We start from the raw sequence: 16,748 nt of genomic DNA, 5'->3' as shown, positions 1-16,748 counted from the left end.
GAGAATGGGCCTGCGTAGCTTATGCTACATCGAGGCAGAGGTATTTGAGGTCTGTAAAAGCTTCGAGGCCGTGGCGTGAGCCCTCGCGGCCGATGCCGGATTGCTTGACGCCACCGAAGGGGATCGGCGCGCCGGTGATCTTGACGCGGTTGATGGCGACCATGCCGTAGTCGAGCGCGCGGCCCATGCGCAACTGGCGGGCGCCGTTCTCGGTCACGACATAGGCGACCAGGCCATATTCGGTGGCATTGGCGCGGCTGATCACCTCGTCCTCGCTGTCGAACGGCGACACAGCGGCGACCGGGCCAAACGTCTCTTCGCGCATGATCAGCGCTTCGTTGGCGACGTCGGCCAACAGCGTCGGCTGGTAGAACAGCGGCCCGGCCTGATGCCGCTTGCCGCCGGTGAGGCAGCGAGCCCCATGGGCAAGCGCATCGGCGACCTGCTCCTCTACCTTGGTGACAGCGCGCTCATGCATCAGCGGTCCTATATCAACCCTGTCGGCGAGCCCATTGCCGATCCGCAGCGCCTCGATGCGTCTGGCGAAGGCCGCGCAGAAGCGCTCGTAGATCGGGCGCTGGACATAGATGCGGTTAGCGGCGAGGCAGTCCTGGCCCGATGTGGCGAATTTGGCGTCGATGGCAATGCTCACGGCCTTGTCGAGATCGGCGTCGGCAAAGACGATCAGCGGCGCGTGGCCGCCGAGCTCCATCACCAGCCGCTTCATCGTCGGCGCACTCTGTGCAGCGATCAGCCGGCCGATTTCGGTCGAGCCTGTGAAACTCATGGCGCGCACGCGCGGGTCTTCGCACAACCGCCCGACGATCGTCGCGGCCTTGCCGGTGACGATGTTGAAGACCCCAGCCGGTAGGCCGGCGCGCTCGCCGAGTTCGGCCAGCGCCAGCGCCGACAGCGGTGTTTCCGAGGAAGGATGCGCGACGATGGTGCAGCCGGCGGCAAGGGCCGCGGCCGCCTTGCGCGTCAGCATCGCCGACGGAAAATTCCACGGCGTGACGACACCGACGACGCCGAGCGGCTCGCGCCGCACCATCATTTCCGCGTTCGGCAGATGGCTGGTGACGCTCTCCGCATTCAGGCGTTTTGCTTCCTCCGCGTACCACTCGACGAAGGAAGCGGCATAGTCGATCTCGCCCAGCGACTCCTGCAGCGGCTTGCCTTGTTCCAGCGTCATCAGCAGCGCCAGGTCGTCCTTGGCCTCGATGATCAGTTCGAACCATTTTCGCAGGATTTTTGCCCGCGCCTGCGGCAGCAGGGAACGCCAGGCCGGAAAGGCGCGCGACGCGGCATCGATTGCCTTTGTCGTCTGGCGGTCGTCCAGCGCGGCGACGAAGGCGACCGTGGTGCCGGTCGCCGGATCGGAAACCTCGAAACTTTCGGCGGCCTCGCTCGCCGTCCAGTGGCCGTCGACATAGGCGAGTTCGCGCAGCAGCCGGCGGTCGACGAGACGGTCGAGCGCTTCATGGCGATGCGAGCGGGCGAAATGCGCGGACATGATCGAAGCCTCCCGGTGCGGTCTGATACCGGGAGACTATCCATCGCGGGCGGACAGAGAGGCTGTTTGGGCCCACGCTGGTAGAGAGAGTCTCTCTATTGAGCCAGCAAGGCAGACGATCTCTCCGGCGCTACGTCGGCGCCGGCAACAGCAACAGGTCGGCGATGGGCAGGGCGATGTCATCCTTCACCGTCTTGATCACGATGTAGGTGAAGTAGCGGTCGATGCCGATTTCGCGCTCCAGCAAGCTGTCGACCAGCCGCTGATAGGCGTCGATGTCGCGCGCCATCACCTTCAGCACGTAGTCGACGCCGCCGCCCACCGACCAGCAGGCGACGATCTCGTTGATATCGCGGATGGCGCGCTCGAAGCGGTCGAAATCGGCCTGCCGGTGGCTGGCGAGCGTCACCTCCATCAGCACGGTGGCGACCGGCGCCACGACGCGCATGGCGATCTTGGCGTGATAGCCCGAAACGATGCCGGCCCTTTCCAGCTTGCGCAGCCGCATCCAGCATGGCGTCGGCGACAGCCCCACCTGCTCGGCCAGCGCCAGCTTGGTGATGCGCCCGTCGCGCTGGATGGCATCGAGGATTTTGAGGTCGATCGCGTCGAGTTTCGCAGCAGTCATCAGCGCCCACTTTTTCGTCCAGAATACCATGATGGCGCATTATTTCGATTGTCAATTGCACTGATTTCGATCTCTAATAAGTCATGACATTGTGGCAACCCGATCCCGCGCTCATCCGGCGGCCAGCCTATCAGTCGCTGGCCGACCAGTTCGCGCGCGCCATTCATGACGGGCGCCTGGCCAATGGCGCGCGGCTGCCGACGCATCGCCGACTCGCCGACGATCTCAAGCTGTCGGTGCAGACGGTCAGCCGCGCCTATGAGGAACTGATCCGGCGCGGGCTGATCTCGGGAGAGATCGGCCGTGGCAGCTTCGTGCAGACGCAGCGTCGCGAGCCGGAACCGCCCTATCTGCCGGAACGTCTCGGCGAGGTCATCGATCTCTCCATCCTGAAACCGGTGTGCGAGCCGATGCACCTGGAGCGGCTGAAGCAAGCGCTGGGCTGGCTCGCCGAAAACCTGCCGTCGAGTTCGGCGCTGTCGTTCCGGCCGAACATGGTGTTTCCACGCCACCGCGCCGTCGCCGTCGAGTGGCTGAGACTGTGCGGGCTCGATGCCTCCGCGCAAAACATCAGCCTGACCAACGGCGCCACCGCCGGCATGACGGTGGCGCTGATGAGCGTGGCGCCGCCGGGATCGACCGTTGCCACCGAGGCGATCGGCCACCACACGCTCGTGCCGCTGGCGCGTTATCTCGGCTTCAACCTCGAAGGCCTGCCGATCGACGGCAATGGCCTGATCCCGGAGGCGCTGGACGAGGCTTGCAAGCTGTCCGACATTCGCGCCGTGTTCGTTCAGCCTTCGGTGATCAACCCCACGGCAACGCTGATGGATGCGCGGCGGCGCGAGGAAATCGCCGCGGTCGCGCGCAAGCACGACATCGCCATCATCGAGAACGACGTGCTGGGGCCATTGGTCGAGGATCGGCCGCCGCCGGTCGCCGCCTTTGCCCCGGAGCGGACGCTTTACGTCACCTCTTTCACCAAGATCACCGTGCCCGGCCTGCGCATCGGCTATCTCGCCGCGCCCGACCGTTATGTCGCCGCCGTCGCCAACCGGCACCTCGTCTCCAACTGGATGGCAACGCCGCTGGTGGCCGAGATCGCCACCAAATGGGTAACCGACGGCACCGCGATGGAACTCGTGCGCTGGCAGCGCGCCGCCCTGCGGCGGCGGCAGGACATCGCCGCCGAGGTGCTTGCCGGGATCGACTATCGCGCCCGGCGCGACGGGCTGCACATCTGGCTGCAACTGCCCGACGACCGTGCCGAGGAAAGCTTTGTCGCCCAGGCGCGGCTGCAGGGCGTGGCGATCGCGCCGGGCACATCCTTCCGGATTTCCGATGCGCCATGGCATCCGGCGGTGCGCATCTCGTTGGGCTCGACCACCGAAGGGGAACTGCGCGCCGGCCTCGGCGTTGTCACCAAGCTGTTGCTTGGCGATCCGGAGCACCTGCTGCTCGCCATTTAGGCCGGTATTGCTCCCGAATTGTGCGGAATGGGAAATATTGTCATGATATTATTTTCCCAATTGACATGATTTGACTCGTTCCGCATCGTTAAGGGCACAAGCTTCTCCTGCAGGGGAAATTCATTTGTCCACACCCATCATCAAGGTCGATGCCATTTCGAAGAGCTTCGGTGCCTTCAAGGTGCTGGACGGTCTGTCGATGCAGGTCATGCCGCGCGAGAAGCTGGCGCTGATCGGGCCCTCCGGGTCGGGCAAGACGACGATCCTGCGCATCCTGATGACGCTGGAGCGCATCGACGGCGGTCATATCCAGATCGAGGGCGAGCAGCTCTACCACATGGAACGCAACGGCCAGCTGCTGCCGGCCGACGAGCGCCATCTGGCGCGGATGCGCCAGAAGATCGGCATGGTGTTCCAGTTGTTCAACCTGTTTCCGCACAAGAGCGTCATCGACAATGTGACGCTGGCGCCGATGCTGACCAAGGGCACGCCGCGCTCCGCCGCCGAGAAACGGGCGATGGAATTGCTCGACATGGTCGGCATGGCCGACAAGGCCAAGGCGATGCCGGCGCAACTATCCGGCGGCCAGAAGCAGCGCGTGGCGATCGCCAGGGCACTCGCTCTGCAGCCCAAGATCATGCTGTTTGACGAGGTGACGTCGGCGCTCGATCCGGAACTGGTCGAGGAGGTGCTCAACGTCTTGTGGCGGCTCTGCGCCGAGACCGACATGACCATGCTGCTGGTCACCCACGAGATGGGCTTCGCCCACGACTTCGCCGACCGGGTGCTGTTCTTCGATCGCGGCAGGATCGTCGAGGAGGGCAAGCCCGACGAGATTTTCCGCCATCCCAAGCAGGAGCGCACACAAGGCTTCCTGAAGAAGATCATCGCGGCCGGACATCGCGTCTGACCGTCATGGAAAGGGTGGCGGGAAGCCATCCTTCAACAAAACCAAGACAAGAAACAAAGGAGTTGGGAACAATGAAGAAACTTGGCATTCTGGCCGGCGTCGCCGGCCTCGCGCTGACGGCGGTGCTGGCCGCATCGATCCCGGGTTCGGCTGATGACAGCAAGCTCGAGCAGTTGAAGTCGCAGGGCTTCGCCCGTGTCGCCATCGCCAATGAGCCGCCCTACACGGCGGTCGCCGCCGACGGCAAGGTTTCAGGTGCGGCACCCGACGTGGCCCGCGAGATCTTCAAGCGGCTCGGCGTCGCCGATATCGTCGCTTCGATCTCCGAATATGGCGCGATGATCCCCGGTCTGCAGGCCGGCCGCTTCGATGTCGTCACCGCCGGCCTGTTCATGAAGCCGGAGCGCTGCGCGGCGGTCGCCTATTCCGAACCGGTTCTGTGCGACGCCGAGGCGATGCTGGTGAAGAAGGGCAATCCGAAAGGCTTCAAGAGCTACGAGGACGTCGCCAAGGATACGTCGGCCACGATCGGCGCGCCTGGCGGTGGCACCGAAGAGAAGCTGGCGCTCAATGCTGGCGTGCCGCGCGAACGCGTCATCGTCGTGCCGGACGGCCAGAGCGGCCTGAAGATGGTGCAGGATGGCCGCATCGACGCCTATTCGCTCCCGGTCCTGTCGATCAACGACCTGATGAAGAAGGCCAACGATCCGAACCTCGAAGTCATCGCTCCGGTGCAGGGCGCGCCGGTCTATTGCGACGGCGCCGCCTTCAAGAAGGGCGACGAAGCCTTGCGCGACGCCTTCGACGTCGAGCTCGCCAAGATGAAGAAATCAGGCGAATTCGCCAAGATCATCGAGCCCTATGGCTTCTCGGCCGCCGCGGCGATGTCGACGACCCGCGACAAGCTCTGCGCGGCGAAGTAAGGCGCTCTCTTTTTCCTTCTCCCCGTGAACGGGGAGAAGGTGTCACGAAGTGACGGATGAGGGGCGGCGCCGAGTTCTGCCATGCTAGCGCCGCCCCTCATCTGCCTGCCGGCATCTTCTCCCCGTTGTACGGGAAGAAGGAACCCAAACCACCAACGTTGGAACCTAGATGACCCAGTGGTCCGGCTATTTCGGCCTGATAGTGCAGGGCGCGATTGTCACCATCGAGCTGACGCTGATGGGGTCGGTGCTTGCGCTGATCATGGCCTTTCTGGCCGGCCTGGGGCGGCTGTCGCGCTTCTTTCTGCTGCGCGCATTGGCCACCGCTTATATCGAATTCTTCCGCGGCACCTCGATTTTCGTGCAGCTGTTCTTCGCCTATTTCGTGCTGCCGCTGATTGGCCTGGAGCTGACCCCGCTGCAGGCCGGCGTGCTGGCGCTCGGCCTGAATGTCGGCGCCTATGCCGCCGAAGTGGTGCGCGGCGCCGTGCAGTCGATCGGCCGCGAGCAGCATGAGGCCTGCATCGCGCTCAATCTCGGTCGCTGGCAGGGCCTGCGCCACGTCATCCTGCCGCAGGCGTTTCTGGTGATGTTACCGACCTTCGGCAACAACGCCATCGAGTTGCTCAAGGCAACATCGGTCGTCTCGCTGATCTCGCTTGCCGACCTGACCTTCCAGGCGCAGGTGGTGCGTGCCCAGACCGGCAACACCATGGTGCCGTTCGCCACCATCCTGGTCATCTATTTCATCCTGGCACTGCTCATTTCGTGGGGCGTGCGCTCGCTGGAACGCCGCATGGCGCGCGGCCTCGATGGGGTGCGCGTCTAATGGCCGATGACCTGCTGATAAATTTGGTTCGCTGATGGCCAAGGTTTTCTGATGGATTGGGACTGGAATTTCGTATGGCAGATCATGCCGACGCTGATCCAGGGGGTGAAGATCACCATCCTGGCGACGCTGCTCGGCTCGGTGCTGGCGGCGATCGTCGGCCTCGGCATCGCGCTGGCGCGCCGCTCACCCAACAAGGCGCTGTCGCGCACCGTCGGCTGGGCAGCCGAATTCATCCGTGGCACGCCGCTGCTGGTTCAGCTCTATTTCATCTTCTACGTGCTGCCCGACATAGGCATCCTGCTGCCGCCGCTCGTCGCCGGCGTCATCGGGCTCGGGCTGCACTACGGCACCTATACGGCGGAGGTCTACCGCGCCGGCATCGAGAATGTGCCGCGCGGCCAGTGGGAGGCCGCCAAGGCGTGCAATCTCAGCGCCCGGCAGACCTGGACGCACATCATCATCCCGCAGGCCATCCCGCCAATGATCCCGGCGCTGGCCAATTACTTCATCGCCATGTTCAAGGAGACGCCTTTGCTTTCGGCGATCACCGTGCTGGAGCTGATGAACCAGGCGAAAAGCGTCGCCAACACCTACTATCGCTACCTGGAGCCGATCACGCTGGTCGGCGCCTTCTTCCTCGCCATCAGTCTTTGTTCGGTCGTGCTGCTGCGCTGGCTCGAGCGTCGTTACGGCAAGATCGAGAGGTAACCGATGAAACCCTTGCCCGAAATCACAGTCCATCCGAAACGGCCATCACTCGATGATCGTCCGCTCGACAGGCGCATCGGCCTGATCATCCTGGCCACGGACCACACCAGCGAGCCGGATTTTCGCCGCATGGTGGCGAACGAGCGCATCGGCGTTTATGTCGCGCGCATTCCCTATGCCAATCCGACGACGCCGGAAAACCTGCGCAAGATGCAGCCGGCGCTGACGGCGGGCGCGGCCTTGATCCTGCCCGACGAGACGCTCGACGCGATCTGCTATTCCTGCACTTCGGCCTCGGTGGTGATCGGCGATGCCGCGATCGAGGCGGCGATCCAGGCTGCCAAGCCCGGCGTGCCAGTCGTCACGCCGCCAGCGGCCGGCGTGCGCGGGCTGAACGCCTTTGGCGTGCGCAGGATCAGCGTCCTCACGCCCTACACGGTCGAGACCTCCAGGCCGATGGCGACCTATTTCGCCGAGCGTGGTTTCGAGATCGCCAGCTTCACCTGTCTCGGCTTTGAGGACGATCGCGAGATGGCGCGCATTCCGCCGGCAGCCCTTGTCGACCTTGCACGCCAGGCGACGCATCCCCAAGCCGACGCGCTCTTCGTCTCCTGCACGGCGCTGCGCGGCGCGCTTGCCGTTACCGGCATGGAACGGGCGATCGGCCGCCCGGTAGTGACCAGCAACCAGGCCAGCGCCTGGAATTGCCTGCGCCTGTGTGGCGATGAGACAGCCCATCCCGAATTCGGCCGTCTGATGACGCTGCCTTTGCCGCGCGACTGACGACCATGGCGACAGTGACCCCTGACGACATCCGGTCTGCGCGCGAACGTATCGCCGGCAAGGTCGAGCGCACGCCAACCGTCCTGTCCCAAAGCCTTTCGGAACGCTTTGGCGTGCCAGTTCATCTCAAGCTCGAACACCGCCAGACCACGGGCAGCTTCAAGCTGCGCGGCGCCTCGAATGCCGTCGCTTCGCTGAGCGCGCGGGAGAAGACACGCGGCGTGGTCGCTGCCTCGACCGGCAATCATGGCCGCGCGCTGGCTCATGCGGCCAAGCTCGAAGGCATGCGCGCGGTGATCTGCATGTCGCGCCTAGTGCCCCAGAACAAGCTGGACGAGATCCGCCGGCTCGGCGCGGAAGTCCGCATTGTCGGCAACAGCCAGGACGACGCCCAGCAGGAGGTTGAGCGGCTGGTGGCGGAGGAGGGACTGGTGATGCTGCCGCCCTTCGACCATCCCGCCATCATCGCAGGGCAAGGCACGCTCGGGCTGGAGATGATCGAGCAGGTACCGGATGCTGGTCTCGTGCTGGTACAGCTTTCCGGCGGCGGCCTGGCCTCCGGCATTGCCGCAGCCGTCAAGGGCGTCAGCCCCGAAACAAAGGTCATCGGCGTCTCGATGTCGCGCGGTGCCGCGATGAAAGCGAGCCTCGACGCTGGCCATCCGGTGCCGGTTGAAGAATTGCCGACGCTGGCGGATTCGCTCGGCGGCGGCATCGGCCTCGATAACCGGCTGACCTTCGCCATGTGCCGCGACCTGCTCGACGATGTCATCCTGCTCAGCGAGGACGAAATCGCCGCCGGCGTCTGCCATGCCTATGCGCAGGAGCGCGAGATCGTCGAGGGCGCCGGCGCGGTCGGCATCGCCGCGCTGCTCGCCGGCAAGATCAGGGCAAACGGACCGGTGGTTGTTCTTCTCTCTGGCCGCAACATCGACATGAACGCACATCGCAGGATCGTCTGCGGTGCGGCAATCGGGGAGCGCGCCGCATGAGCCGCATGACGGTACTGACCGAGAGAGAATTACGTGAGATCGTGACGCTCGATCTCGACGCCGTCGCCTGCGTCGAGAACGCTTTTCGCGCACTTGCCACTTTGCCAGTTGCGATGCCGCCGATCCTGCGCCTCGACATCCCCGAACATCACGGCGAGGTCGACGTCAAGTCTGCTTACGTACCCGGTATCGACGGTTTCGCCGTCAAGATCAGCTCCGGCTTCTTCGACAATCCAAAGCTCGGCCTGCCGAGCGGTGGCGGCATGATGGTGCTGCTTTCGGCAAAGACCGGGGTGGTCGAGGCGCTGCTGCTCGACAATGGCTACCTGACCGATGTCCGCACCGCCGCGGCTGGCGCGGTCGCCGCGAAGCATCTGTCTCGCGAAGACTCCACTGTTGCAGCGATCTGCGGTGCCGGTTTGCAGGCAGGTCTGCAATTGGAAGCACTGCGCCTTGTCAGGCCGATCGAGGAAGCGCGCATCTGGGCACGCGACGCAGCCAAGGCCGAAGCCACCGCTGCCCGCTTGCGCGAAAGACTGGGCATTGTCGTGCGCGCTGTATCAGACGCGGCGAAGGCGGTTGCCGGCGCCGACATCATCGTCACCACGACGCCCTCGACCGAGCCCCTGATCAAGGCCGGCTTCGTCGCCGCCGGCCAGCACATCACCGCCATGGGCTCGGACGCCGAGCACAAGAACGAGATTGCCCCTGCCATCCTGCGCATGGCCGATCTCTATGTCGCCGACAGTGCCCGCCAGACGCGGCGGCTGGGAGAACTCCATCATGCGATCGCCGCTGGCGTGATGGTAGCCGACGGCGAGATCACCGAACTCGGCCAGATCGTCGCCGGCGAGAAACACGCAAGACGCTCGGCCAGCGACATCACCATCGCCGACCTGACCGGCACTGGCGTGCAGGATACCGCGATCGCCACGCTCGCCCGCGATCGCGCGCGGGCAACCAATGCCGGAACCATTTTTGAAAGCTGATGCTGGCCGCACGAGCATGATCCGGAAAAGTGGGAAACCGGCTTTCCGAAAAGGATCTTGCTCAAGCCCAACAAACGAGGACCAAGAACAATGCAACCAAATCTGAAATTTTCGCGCGGCGAATTTGCGGACCGCCTCGCCAAGACGCGGCTCGCCATGGCGGCGAAGGGCGTCGATCTATTGATCGTCAGCGACCCCTCCAATATGGCCTGGCTGACCGGCTATGACGGCTGGTCCTTCTATGTGCACCAGGCGGTCATCGTGCCGCCCGAGGGCGAGCCCGTCTGGTACGGGCGTGGCCAGGATGCCAACGGCGCCAAGCGCACCGCCTATCTCGCGCAGGACAATATCGTCGGCTATGCCGACCATTACGTGCAGTCGACCGAGCGTCATCCGATGGATTTCCTGTCCAGCGTGTTGACCGATCGCGGCTGGGGCAAACTCACCATCGGCGTCGAGATGGACAATTACTGGTTCTCCGCCGCCGCCTTCGCCTCGCTGCAAAAGCATCTGCCCAATGCCCGTTTTGTCGATGCAACAGCGCTGGTCAACTGGCAGCGGGCGGTGAAGAGCCCGACGGAGATCGACTATATGCGCAAGGCCGCCCGCATCGTCGAAGCCATGCACCAGCGCATCGTCGACAAGATAGAAGTCGGCATGCGCAAATGCGATCTCGTCGCCGAAATCTACGATGCCGGCACGCGCGGCGTCGACAACATTGGCGGCGACTACCCGGCCATCGTGCCGCTGCTGCCGTCAGGTGCGGATGCCTCGGCGCCACACCTGACCTGGGACGACCAGCCGATGAAGCGAGGCGAGGGCACCTTCTTCGAGATTGCCGGCTGCTATAACCGTTATCACTGTCCTCTGTCGCGCACCGTCTTCCTTGGCAAGCCGACACAGGAATTCCTTGATGCCGAGAAGGCCACACTGGAAGGTATGGAGGCGGGGCTTGCGGCTGCAAAGCCCGGCAACGCCTGCGAGGACATCGCCAACGCCTTCTTCGCCGTGTTGAAGAAGTACGGCATCGTCAAGGACAACCGGACCGGCTATTCGATCGGTCTTTCCTATCCGCCGGACTGGGGCGAGCGCACGATGAGTCTTCGCCCCGGCGATCGCACCGAACTCAAGCCCGGAATGACCTTCCATTTCATGACCGGCCTGTGGCTGGAAACAATGGGGCTGGAGATTACGGAGTCGATCCTGATCACCGAAACAGGTGTAGAGTGCCTCGCCAATGTGCCGCGCAAACTGGTGGTGAAGAATTGAGCCCGATGTCCAGCCTCCGCCCGTCACCGATCGCGCCGACCGTCGATTTTGACAAAGACGGCGTCCAGCACGGTTTCCTGCGCTTGCCCTACAGCCGCGACGATTCGGCCTGGGGCTCGGTGATGATCCCGATCTGCGTCATCCGCAACGGCACGGGCCCGACGGCGCTGCTTTCCGGCGGCAACCATGGCGACGAATATGAAGGACCGCTGGCGCTCTACGATCTTGCCCGCACGCTCGACCCCAAGCAGGTCAACGGCTCGGTGATCATCGTGCCGGCGATGAACTATCCGGCCTTCCGCGCCGGTACGCGTACCTCGCCGATCGACAAAGGCAATATGAACCGCAGCTTTCCCGGCCGGCCGGACGGCACGGTGACCGAAAAGATCGCCGACTATTTCCAGCGCGAATTGTTACCCCGCGCCGACATTGTCTTCGACTTCCATTCCGGCGGGAAGACTCTGGACTTCGTGCCGTTCTGTGCGGCGCATACTTTGCCCGACAAGGCGCTGGAACAGAAAGCCTTCGACGCTGTCGCGGCATTCTCGGCCCCGTTTTCGATGCGCATGATCGAGATCGACTCGGTCGGCATGTACGACACGGCGGCCGAGGAGATGGGCAAGGTCTTCGTCAGCACCGAGCTTGGCGGCGGAGGCACCTCGCGTGCGCAAACCGTACGGATTGCACGGCGCGGTATCCTCAATGTGTTGCGCCATGCCGGCATCGTCGATGGTGCGATCGAGACGGGCAGAACGCAGTGGCTGGACATGCCGTCGGGCGATTGTTTCTCCTTCGCCGAGGAAGACGGCATGATCGAAACCATGATCGATCTCGGTGATCCCATCGAGAAGGGCGCGGTGCTGGCACGTATCCATTCCGTTGGTCGCACCGGCATTGCCCCTCAGGAACTCCGGGCAAAAATGTCGGGCATGCTGGCAGCGCGGCATTTTCCCGGCCTGGTCAAGGCCGGCGACTGTGCGGCGGTGGTTGCTGTCGAGGCGGAGGGTTAGGCGCCCCCTTAACGCACGGCCTGCATATCGACCTGGACGCGCCAGAGGGCGGCAGGCGCGACGTCGACCTTGCGCTGGAAAGCGCCAGAAGTGAATTTTCACGGAAAATAGAAGCCAAAATTAACGAGGAACGGACAGAGTGGCTGCGGGGAGGCGGGAATGCCCGCCGTTGCCTATGCGGGTCGGCCGCGGTGGCGACGATCGTGCAAGGCGCGGGGCACTTGGTCTGAATCATGAAGTCTTCGACTGGAGAACATTATCCGGCGCTGGACCATGTTCGTGGCCTGGCGGCCTTCCTGGTCTTCACGTGGCATTTTCTCCATCAGTCCCCCGATGGTCCCGTTCCGTATGGCTTCGTACCGGCTTTGCCCATCTTCAGCCTTCTGGATGAAGGCAATACCGGCGTCTCGCTGTTCATGGCGCTCTCCGGTTATCTGTTTGCCAAGCTCCTTGATGGAAAACAGGTCCGCTATCTGCCCTTCTTCGCCAACCGGGCGCTGAGGCTGCTTCCGCTTCTGCTGGCCGTGATAGCCATCGAGGCTTGCCGCAGATATGAGGCGGGCCAGCCCCTGGACGAGTATTTCACCGACGTCGGCAAGGGCGTGATCTTCCCCACCCTTCCGAACGGCGGTTGGTCGTTGACCGTGGAAGCCCATTTCTACGTTCTGCTGCCGTTCCTGCTGATGGCGTGCAGGCGGTTCCTGTTTGCGCCCTTGCTGTTCATCGCGGCAATGATCTTGCTGAGGTCGGTGCTCTATGTGCATCTCGGCGAGGTGCAGTCGGCTGCTGCCTGGACCATCATAGGCCACGCCGATCAGTTTCTGGCCGGCATTCTCGCCTTTCATCTCCGCGCCCATGCGAAAGGCCGGCACTGGCTGGCGCTGGCCGTTCTCGTCGCATTTTCGATGTTCTTCGGGTGGTTCGATGCCGCCGGAGGATTTTACCAGCTTGGGCACTATCCTTCGTCGCATTGCATATGGATCATCCTGCCAACCGTAGAGGCGGCGGCCTATGCGTTTGGGATCGCCTATTACGACACCACTTTCCCGAGGAAACGAAAAGGCCTGCCGTTCAAGATCCTGGAGAAGGCGGGAGCCTACAGCTATTCGATCTACCTTCTGCATCTGTTCTTCGTCATGCAGCTTGCGGAGTTCATAAACACGAACGTCATGAGCATAAGCAATTTCTACATTGCCTGCCTCTGGTCCCTGCTGTGCTTTCTGGCGACGATCCCGATCGGCTATCTCAGCTACACCTGTATCGAAGCGCCATTCCTGCGCCTGCGCATACGCTACGCGGAGCCGGCCGCTGCTGATCCGATCCTGTTCAAGGACCAGCCGGCCACGGCCGCATAGGCGGCGTGCCTCCAACGGGGAAGCGCATTGCAGAGATACCCGACAAGAAAGTATCGGCTCGGGCTTCGGACATCCCGTCGTTAACGCTCGCTGGTCCGCAGCGGCCCGGGCCAGAACTCGTACACGAGGATACTTATATCCCAATTGGTTTTCCATTACGCTGGACGCCGCGTGAGGGGAGCATCGATTGCGCGGATTTGCGGAAAGCCCGATCGAGAAGCCGAAGACGGTTGCCGAGCAGGTCGCCAACGTTCTGCGCGAGGCCATAGCTAGCGGGACGCTGAAGGCCGGCACGGCTTTGCGCCAGGACGAACTGGCCGAAGAGTTCGGCTTCAGCCGCATGCCGATTCGCGACGCGCTTCGCCAGCTGGAAGCCGAGGGCATCGTGTCCATCCATCCGACCAAGGGCGCGCATGTCACCCGGATGGACGGCGCCGAGATCGGCGAAATCTACGCGGTGCGTGAACTGCTAGAATGCGAGGCGCTCCGCCTCTCCATTCCGGCCATATCGGATGCCAAGCTCGATGAGGCCGAACAGGCACTCGACCAGATCGACGCGGAGCGCAATGTCGGCCGCTGGGGGGCCTTGAACAAGGTCTTTCATCTCTCGCTCTATGATGCCTGTGGCAACCACCGTCTGCTCGGCCTGATCGACGCCCACCACAACGCGGCTGACCGCTATGTCCGCATCCTCTTGTCGAATCTCGACCATCGCACCCGCTCGCAGAGCGAGCATCGGGACCTGCTGGCCGCCTGCCGTCAGCGCGACGGCAGAAAGGCCGTAAACGTTCTGCGGCAGCATCTGCGCGAAGGCAGCGCGACGCTCGTCAATGCGATTGAGGATGGCGGCATGTCGCGAAAGCCCTAGCCCTAGCAGGCAAACCGAAACCGACCCCGAAAGGTCACGCTAATGTCTGATGGTTTCATCGGCTGTGGCGCGCTGGTCGAGGCGAAGCCGTCGACGGCACGGAAGGCCGAGGTAGCCGAGATTGCTGTCGCCGCTTAATCCGGCGACATAGAGCGCGCCATGTCGAGAAAGGCACGCACCAGCTTGCCGCCGCTTCGCTCGCGCAGGCAGATCAGCGCTTCGTCCATAAGGGTTTCAGGGGCGTCGATGGTGATCGGCACCAGACGCGAATCCTGGCCGAATTCGGCCGCCGAGACAAAGCCGATGCCGGCGCCCGAGGCGACGATCTCGCGCACCGCCTCCCGCCCCTCGGCTTCGATTGCTGGCCTGAGTTCGACCTTCGACGCCGCCGCCAGGTCCTCCAGCTTTTGGCGCGTCTTCGAGCCGCGCTCGCGCATGACCAGCGGTTCCTGCGCCAGTTGCTTCAGCGTCACCGACTTTTTTCCCGACAGCGGATGGTCGATGGAGGTGAAGGCGATGATCGGCGTCGAGTTCAGCTTCAGCACTTCGAAATCTCGCCCGGCCGGGATTTCGCCCAGGACGCCGATGTCGGCATCATAGCTGTAGAGGCTGCTGATCACCGTTTCGGTGTTGCCGGAGCGCACCGAGACCTGGACGCCGGGGTAGCGCGCCCGGAAGCTGCCGAGGATGTGCAGCAGGTGGTGCGCCGCATCGGCGACGATGCGCAGCGTGCCGGAACGCAGTGCGCGCGACTCGGTCAGCAACTCGAGCGCCTGCTGTTCGGTATCGAACATGCGGTGGGTTATCTCGAGCAGCTTCTGGCCCGAATGGGTCAGCGTGACCTGCTTCTTGTTGCGGTTGAACAGCAGCACATCATACTCTTCCTCGAGCTTGCGCACCTGGTCCGATATGGCCGGCTGGGTCAGGAACAGTGCTTCCGCGGCCCGAGAAAAACCGCCTGAGATCGCCACCTGATGGAAGGCTCGCAGCTGAACGTAGCGCATTCTTTTTCACCGTCGAGATAATCCGGAATCGTGTGGCAATCTACCATAAGCCCAGATTTCCAGAAGGCCGAGACAAACGATTTGGCTTATGGTCAAAAAGCGAATTTATCCGGCTTCACAGCCGTGTCATGACCGCGATGCAATTTGTATCACCTGGCTCGTGCCACTATCGCAAAAATCGATACTTCGATACAAAATAACGATTTTACAAATATGTCGTTCAGGCCAAGAATAAGGCCACATCAAAAAGCAGTGATCTGTCGGAGGACACCATGCTCGCCGAAACGAAATTTGCCGCGGAGCCGCTGGCCAAGCCGGCACTGGGCGAGCCCTATTTGCTGACGCCGGGTCCGCTCACCACGGCCTATTCGGTCAAGCAGGCGATGCTGCGGGACTGGGGGTCCTGGGATGGCGACTTCCGTGCCATGACCGCCGACATGCGGCGCCGGCTGCTGGCGCTGACCGGGGACGCGAAAGGCGAATTCGACTGCGTGCCGATGCAAGGCTCGGGCTCGTTCTGCGTCGAGGCGATGCTCGGTTCCTTCGTGCCCGGGGACGGCAAGGTGCTGGTGCTGGCCAATGGCGCATACGGCCTGCGCGCCGCGCAGACCATGCAGTATCTCGGCCGCGCCTACACGCTGATCGACAAGGGCGACTACCTACCGCCGCGCGGCGACGAGGTGGCGGCCGCTCTCGATGCCGATCCGGCCATCACCCATGTCATCGCTATCCATTGCGAGACCAGTTCCGGCATTTTGAATCCGGTCGCCGAGATTGCCGAGGCCGTCCATGCCAAGGGCCGCAAGCTGCTGGTCGATTCCATGAGCGCCTTCGGCGCCATCGCGCTCGACGTCAACGAAATCCGTTACGAGGCGATGGTTTCCTCCGCCAACAAATGCATCGAGGGCGTGCCGGGCTTCGGCTTCATCATCGCCCGCAAGACCGAACTCGAAGCCGCCAAGGGCCGCAGCCACTCGCTGTCGCTCGACGTCCATGCGCAGTGGGCGCACATGAACAAATCAGGCCAGTGGCGCTACACGCCGCCGACGCATGTCGTTGCCGCCTTCCTCGAAGCGTTGCGCCAGCATGAGGCCGAGGGCGGCGTCGCCGGCCGCGGCGCTCGCTACACAAGGAACCGCGACGTCATGGTGGCCGGCATGCGCGAGCTTGGCTTCGAGACGCTGCTGAAAGACCGCTGGCTGTCGCCGATCATCGTCACCTTCTTCAACCCGGCCCATCCCAACTTCGCCTTCGATCGCTTCTACGAGCTGATGAAGGACAAGGGCTTCATCATCTATCCGGGCAAACTGACCGTGGTTGATAGTTTCCGGGTCGGCTGCATCGGCCAGATGGACGAACATGTCATGCGCCGCGTCGTCGAGGCGGCGGCTCTCTCGCTCCGTGAAATGGGCGTCGACACCGCCGCTCCGCCCGCCGCGGCAATCGCCGAACGCGCCAAACTTGCCGCCTGAGGCGGCAGATTTCGAGGATTTTC

General features: G+C 63.4%; 16 protein-coding genes. 13 read left to right on the top strand and 3 right to left on the bottom strand.

Annotated elements, in window-relative coordinates:
• Nucleotides 1–19 precede the first annotated feature (19 nt).
• Both EB233_RS26300 and EB233_RS26295 read right to left on the bottom strand, forming a co-directional pair.
• A complete protein-coding gene (locus EB233_RS26300) occupies nt 20–1,513 on the bottom strand; it encodes an NAD-dependent succinate-semialdehyde dehydrogenase (protein WP_064987895.1) in 1,494 nt (497 codons plus the stop codon).
• Between the two features lie 130 nt (nt 1,514–1,643).
• Nucleotides 1,644–2,141, bottom strand: coding sequence for an Lrp/AsnC family transcriptional regulator (locus EB233_RS26295; RefSeq protein ID WP_064988747.1), 498 nt, complete (start codon nt 2,139–2,141; stop codon nt 1,644–1,646).
• Nucleotides 2,142–2,224: 83 nt separating this feature from the next.
• On the opposite strand from EB233_RS26295, the gene ehuR reads away from it, so the two are divergent.
• The 12 genes from ehuR to EB233_RS26235 all read left to right on the top strand — a co-directional run bounded on the left by ehuR (nt 2,225) and on the right by EB233_RS26235 (nt 14,249).
• Complete coding sequence (ehuR, locus tag EB233_RS26290) at nt 2,225–3,610, top strand: MocR-like ectoine utilization transcription factor EhuR (protein WP_027055972.1); 1,386 nt, start codon at nt 2,225–2,227, stop codon at nt 3,608–3,610.
• 124 nt (nt 3,611–3,734) lie between these two features.
• The gene (ehuA, locus tag EB233_RS26285; protein WP_064987896.1) at nt 3,735–4,520 is read left to right on the top strand and encodes an ectoine/hydroxyectoine ABC transporter ATP-binding protein EhuA; all 786 of its coding nucleotides are present in this window, start codon (nt 3,735–3,737) and stop codon (nt 4,518–4,520) included.
• Between the two features lie 71 nt (nt 4,521–4,591).
• Nucleotides 4,592–5,443: an ectoine/hydroxyectoine ABC transporter substrate-binding protein EhuB gene (gene ehuB, locus EB233_RS26280; RefSeq protein WP_064987897.1), complete on the top strand. Its 852-nt coding sequence runs from the start codon at nt 4,592–4,594 to the stop codon at nt 5,441–5,443.
• 169 nt (nt 5,444–5,612) lie between these two features.
• Nucleotides 5,613–6,272 carry an ectoine/hydroxyectoine ABC transporter permease subunit EhuC gene (ehuC, locus tag EB233_RS26275; RefSeq protein WP_064987898.1) on the top strand — a complete coding sequence of 220 codons (660 nt, stop codon included), beginning with the start codon at nt 5,613–5,615 and terminating at the stop codon, nt 6,270–6,272.
• Between the two features lie 51 nt (nt 6,273–6,323).
• Nucleotides 6,324–6,983, top strand: coding sequence for an ectoine/hydroxyectoine ABC transporter permease subunit EhuD (gene ehuD / locus EB233_RS26270; RefSeq protein WP_027055968.1), 660 nt, complete (start codon nt 6,324–6,326; stop codon nt 6,981–6,983).
• A 3-nt stretch (nt 6,984–6,986) separates the two neighbouring features.
• The gene (eutA, locus tag EB233_RS26265; RefSeq protein WP_064987899.1) at nt 6,987–7,766 is read left to right on the top strand and encodes an ectoine utilization protein EutA; all 780 of its coding nucleotides are present in this window, start codon (nt 6,987–6,989) and stop codon (nt 7,764–7,766) included.
• A gap of 5 nt (nt 7,767–7,771) precedes the next feature.
• Nucleotides 7,772–8,758 (top strand): hydroxyectoine utilization dehydratase EutB, encoded by a 987-nt coding sequence (gene eutB / locus EB233_RS26260; RefSeq protein WP_064987900.1) that lies wholly within the window; start codon nt 7,772–7,774, stop codon nt 8,756–8,758.
• Entirely contained in the window at nt 8,755–9,747 is a 993-nt protein-coding gene (locus EB233_RS26255; protein WP_064987901.1) for a cyclodeaminase, read from the top strand. Before eutB ends, EB233_RS26255 begins: the two co-directional genes overlap by 4 nt.
• A gap of 90 nt (nt 9,748–9,837) precedes the next feature.
• Nucleotides 9,838–11,016: an ectoine hydrolase DoeA gene (doeA, locus tag EB233_RS26250; protein ID WP_064987902.1), complete on the top strand. Its 1,179-nt coding sequence runs from the start codon at nt 9,838–9,840 to the stop codon at nt 11,014–11,016.
• A gap of 5 nt (nt 11,017–11,021) precedes the next feature.
• A complete protein-coding gene (gene doeB, locus EB233_RS26245) occupies nt 11,022–12,026 on the top strand; it encodes a N(2)-acetyl-L-2,4-diaminobutanoate deacetylase DoeB (protein ID WP_081293910.1) in 1,005 nt (334 codons plus the stop codon).
• 233 nt (nt 12,027–12,259) lie between these two features.
• Nucleotides 12,260–13,381 (top strand): acyltransferase family protein, encoded by a 1,122-nt coding sequence (locus EB233_RS26240; protein WP_064987904.1) that lies wholly within the window; start codon nt 12,260–12,262, stop codon nt 13,379–13,381.
• A 187-nt stretch (nt 13,382–13,568) separates the two neighbouring features.
• Entirely contained in the window at nt 13,569–14,249 is a 681-nt protein-coding gene (locus EB233_RS26235; protein WP_064987905.1) for a GntR family transcriptional regulator, read from the top strand.
• Nucleotides 14,250–14,383: 134 nt separating this feature from the next.
• On the opposite strand, the gene EB233_RS26230 is transcribed toward EB233_RS26235, so the two are convergent.
• On the bottom strand, nt 14,384–15,253 hold the full coding sequence (locus tag EB233_RS26230; RefSeq protein ID WP_064987906.1) for a LysR substrate-binding domain-containing protein: 870 nt from the start codon (nt 15,251–15,253) through the stop codon (nt 14,384–14,386).
• Between the two features lie 272 nt (nt 15,254–15,525).
• Here EB233_RS26230 and EB233_RS26225 point away from each other — a divergent pair, with 272 nt between their 5' ends.
• Complete coding sequence (locus EB233_RS26225) at nt 15,526–16,725, top strand: 2-aminoethylphosphonate--pyruvate transaminase (protein WP_064987907.1); 1,200 nt, start codon at nt 15,526–15,528, stop codon at nt 16,723–16,725.
• Nucleotides 16,726–16,748: the final 23 nt, after the last annotated feature.

Source organism: Mesorhizobium erdmanii, assembly GCF_013170725.1.
GTDB classification, from domain to species: Bacteria; Pseudomonadota; Alphaproteobacteria; order Rhizobiales; family Rhizobiaceae; genus Mesorhizobium; species Mesorhizobium erdmanii.
The sequence above is the reverse complement of the archived record's forward strand: the minus strand, read 5'-3'. Positions and strand labels throughout refer to the sequence as shown.

Excerpts from the sequence above, each read along its gene's own strand:
- EB233_RS26295 (WP_064988747.1), bottom strand. The coding sequence starts at position 2,141 with ATGACTGCTGCGAAACTCGACGCGATCGACCTCAAAATCCTCGATGCC.
- EB233_RS26240 (WP_064987904.1), top strand. The coding sequence starts at position 12,260 with ATGAAGTCTTCGACTGGAGAACATTATCCGGCGCTGGACCATGTTCGT.
- eutB (WP_064987900.1), top strand. The coding sequence starts at position 7,772 with ATGGCGACAGTGACCCCTGACGACATCCGGTCTGCGCGCGAACGTATC.
- doeA (WP_064987902.1), top strand. The coding sequence starts at position 9,838 with ATGCAACCAAATCTGAAATTTTCGCGCGGCGAATTTGCGGACCGCCTC.
- EB233_RS26255 (WP_064987901.1), top strand. The coding sequence starts at position 8,755 with ATGAGCCGCATGACGGTACTGACCGAGAGAGAATTACGTGAGATCGTG.
- ehuC (WP_064987898.1), top strand. The coding sequence starts at position 5,613 with ATGACCCAGTGGTCCGGCTATTTCGGCCTGATAGTGCAGGGCGCGATT.
- eutA (WP_064987899.1), top strand. The coding sequence starts at position 6,987 with ATGAAACCCTTGCCCGAAATCACAGTCCATCCGAAACGGCCATCACTC.
- EB233_RS26225 (WP_064987907.1), top strand. The coding sequence starts at position 15,526 with ATGCTCGCCGAAACGAAATTTGCCGCGGAGCCGCTGGCCAAGCCGGCA.
- ehuB (WP_064987897.1), top strand. The coding sequence starts at position 4,592 with ATGAAGAAACTTGGCATTCTGGCCGGCGTCGCCGGCCTCGCGCTGACG.
- EB233_RS26300 (WP_064987895.1), bottom strand. The coding sequence starts at position 1,513 with ATGTCCGCGCATTTCGCCCGCTCGCATCGCCATGAAGCGCTCGACCGT.
- doeB (WP_081293910.1), top strand. The coding sequence starts at position 11,022 with ATGTCCAGCCTCCGCCCGTCACCGATCGCGCCGACCGTCGATTTTGAC.
- ehuD (WP_027055968.1), top strand. The coding sequence starts at position 6,324 with ATGGATTGGGACTGGAATTTCGTATGGCAGATCATGCCGACGCTGATC.
- EB233_RS26230 (WP_064987906.1), bottom strand. The coding sequence starts at position 15,253 with ATGCGCTACGTTCAGCTGCGAGCCTTCCATCAGGTGGCGATCTCAGGC.
- ehuR (WP_027055972.1), top strand. The coding sequence starts at position 2,225 with ATGACATTGTGGCAACCCGATCCCGCGCTCATCCGGCGGCCAGCCTAT.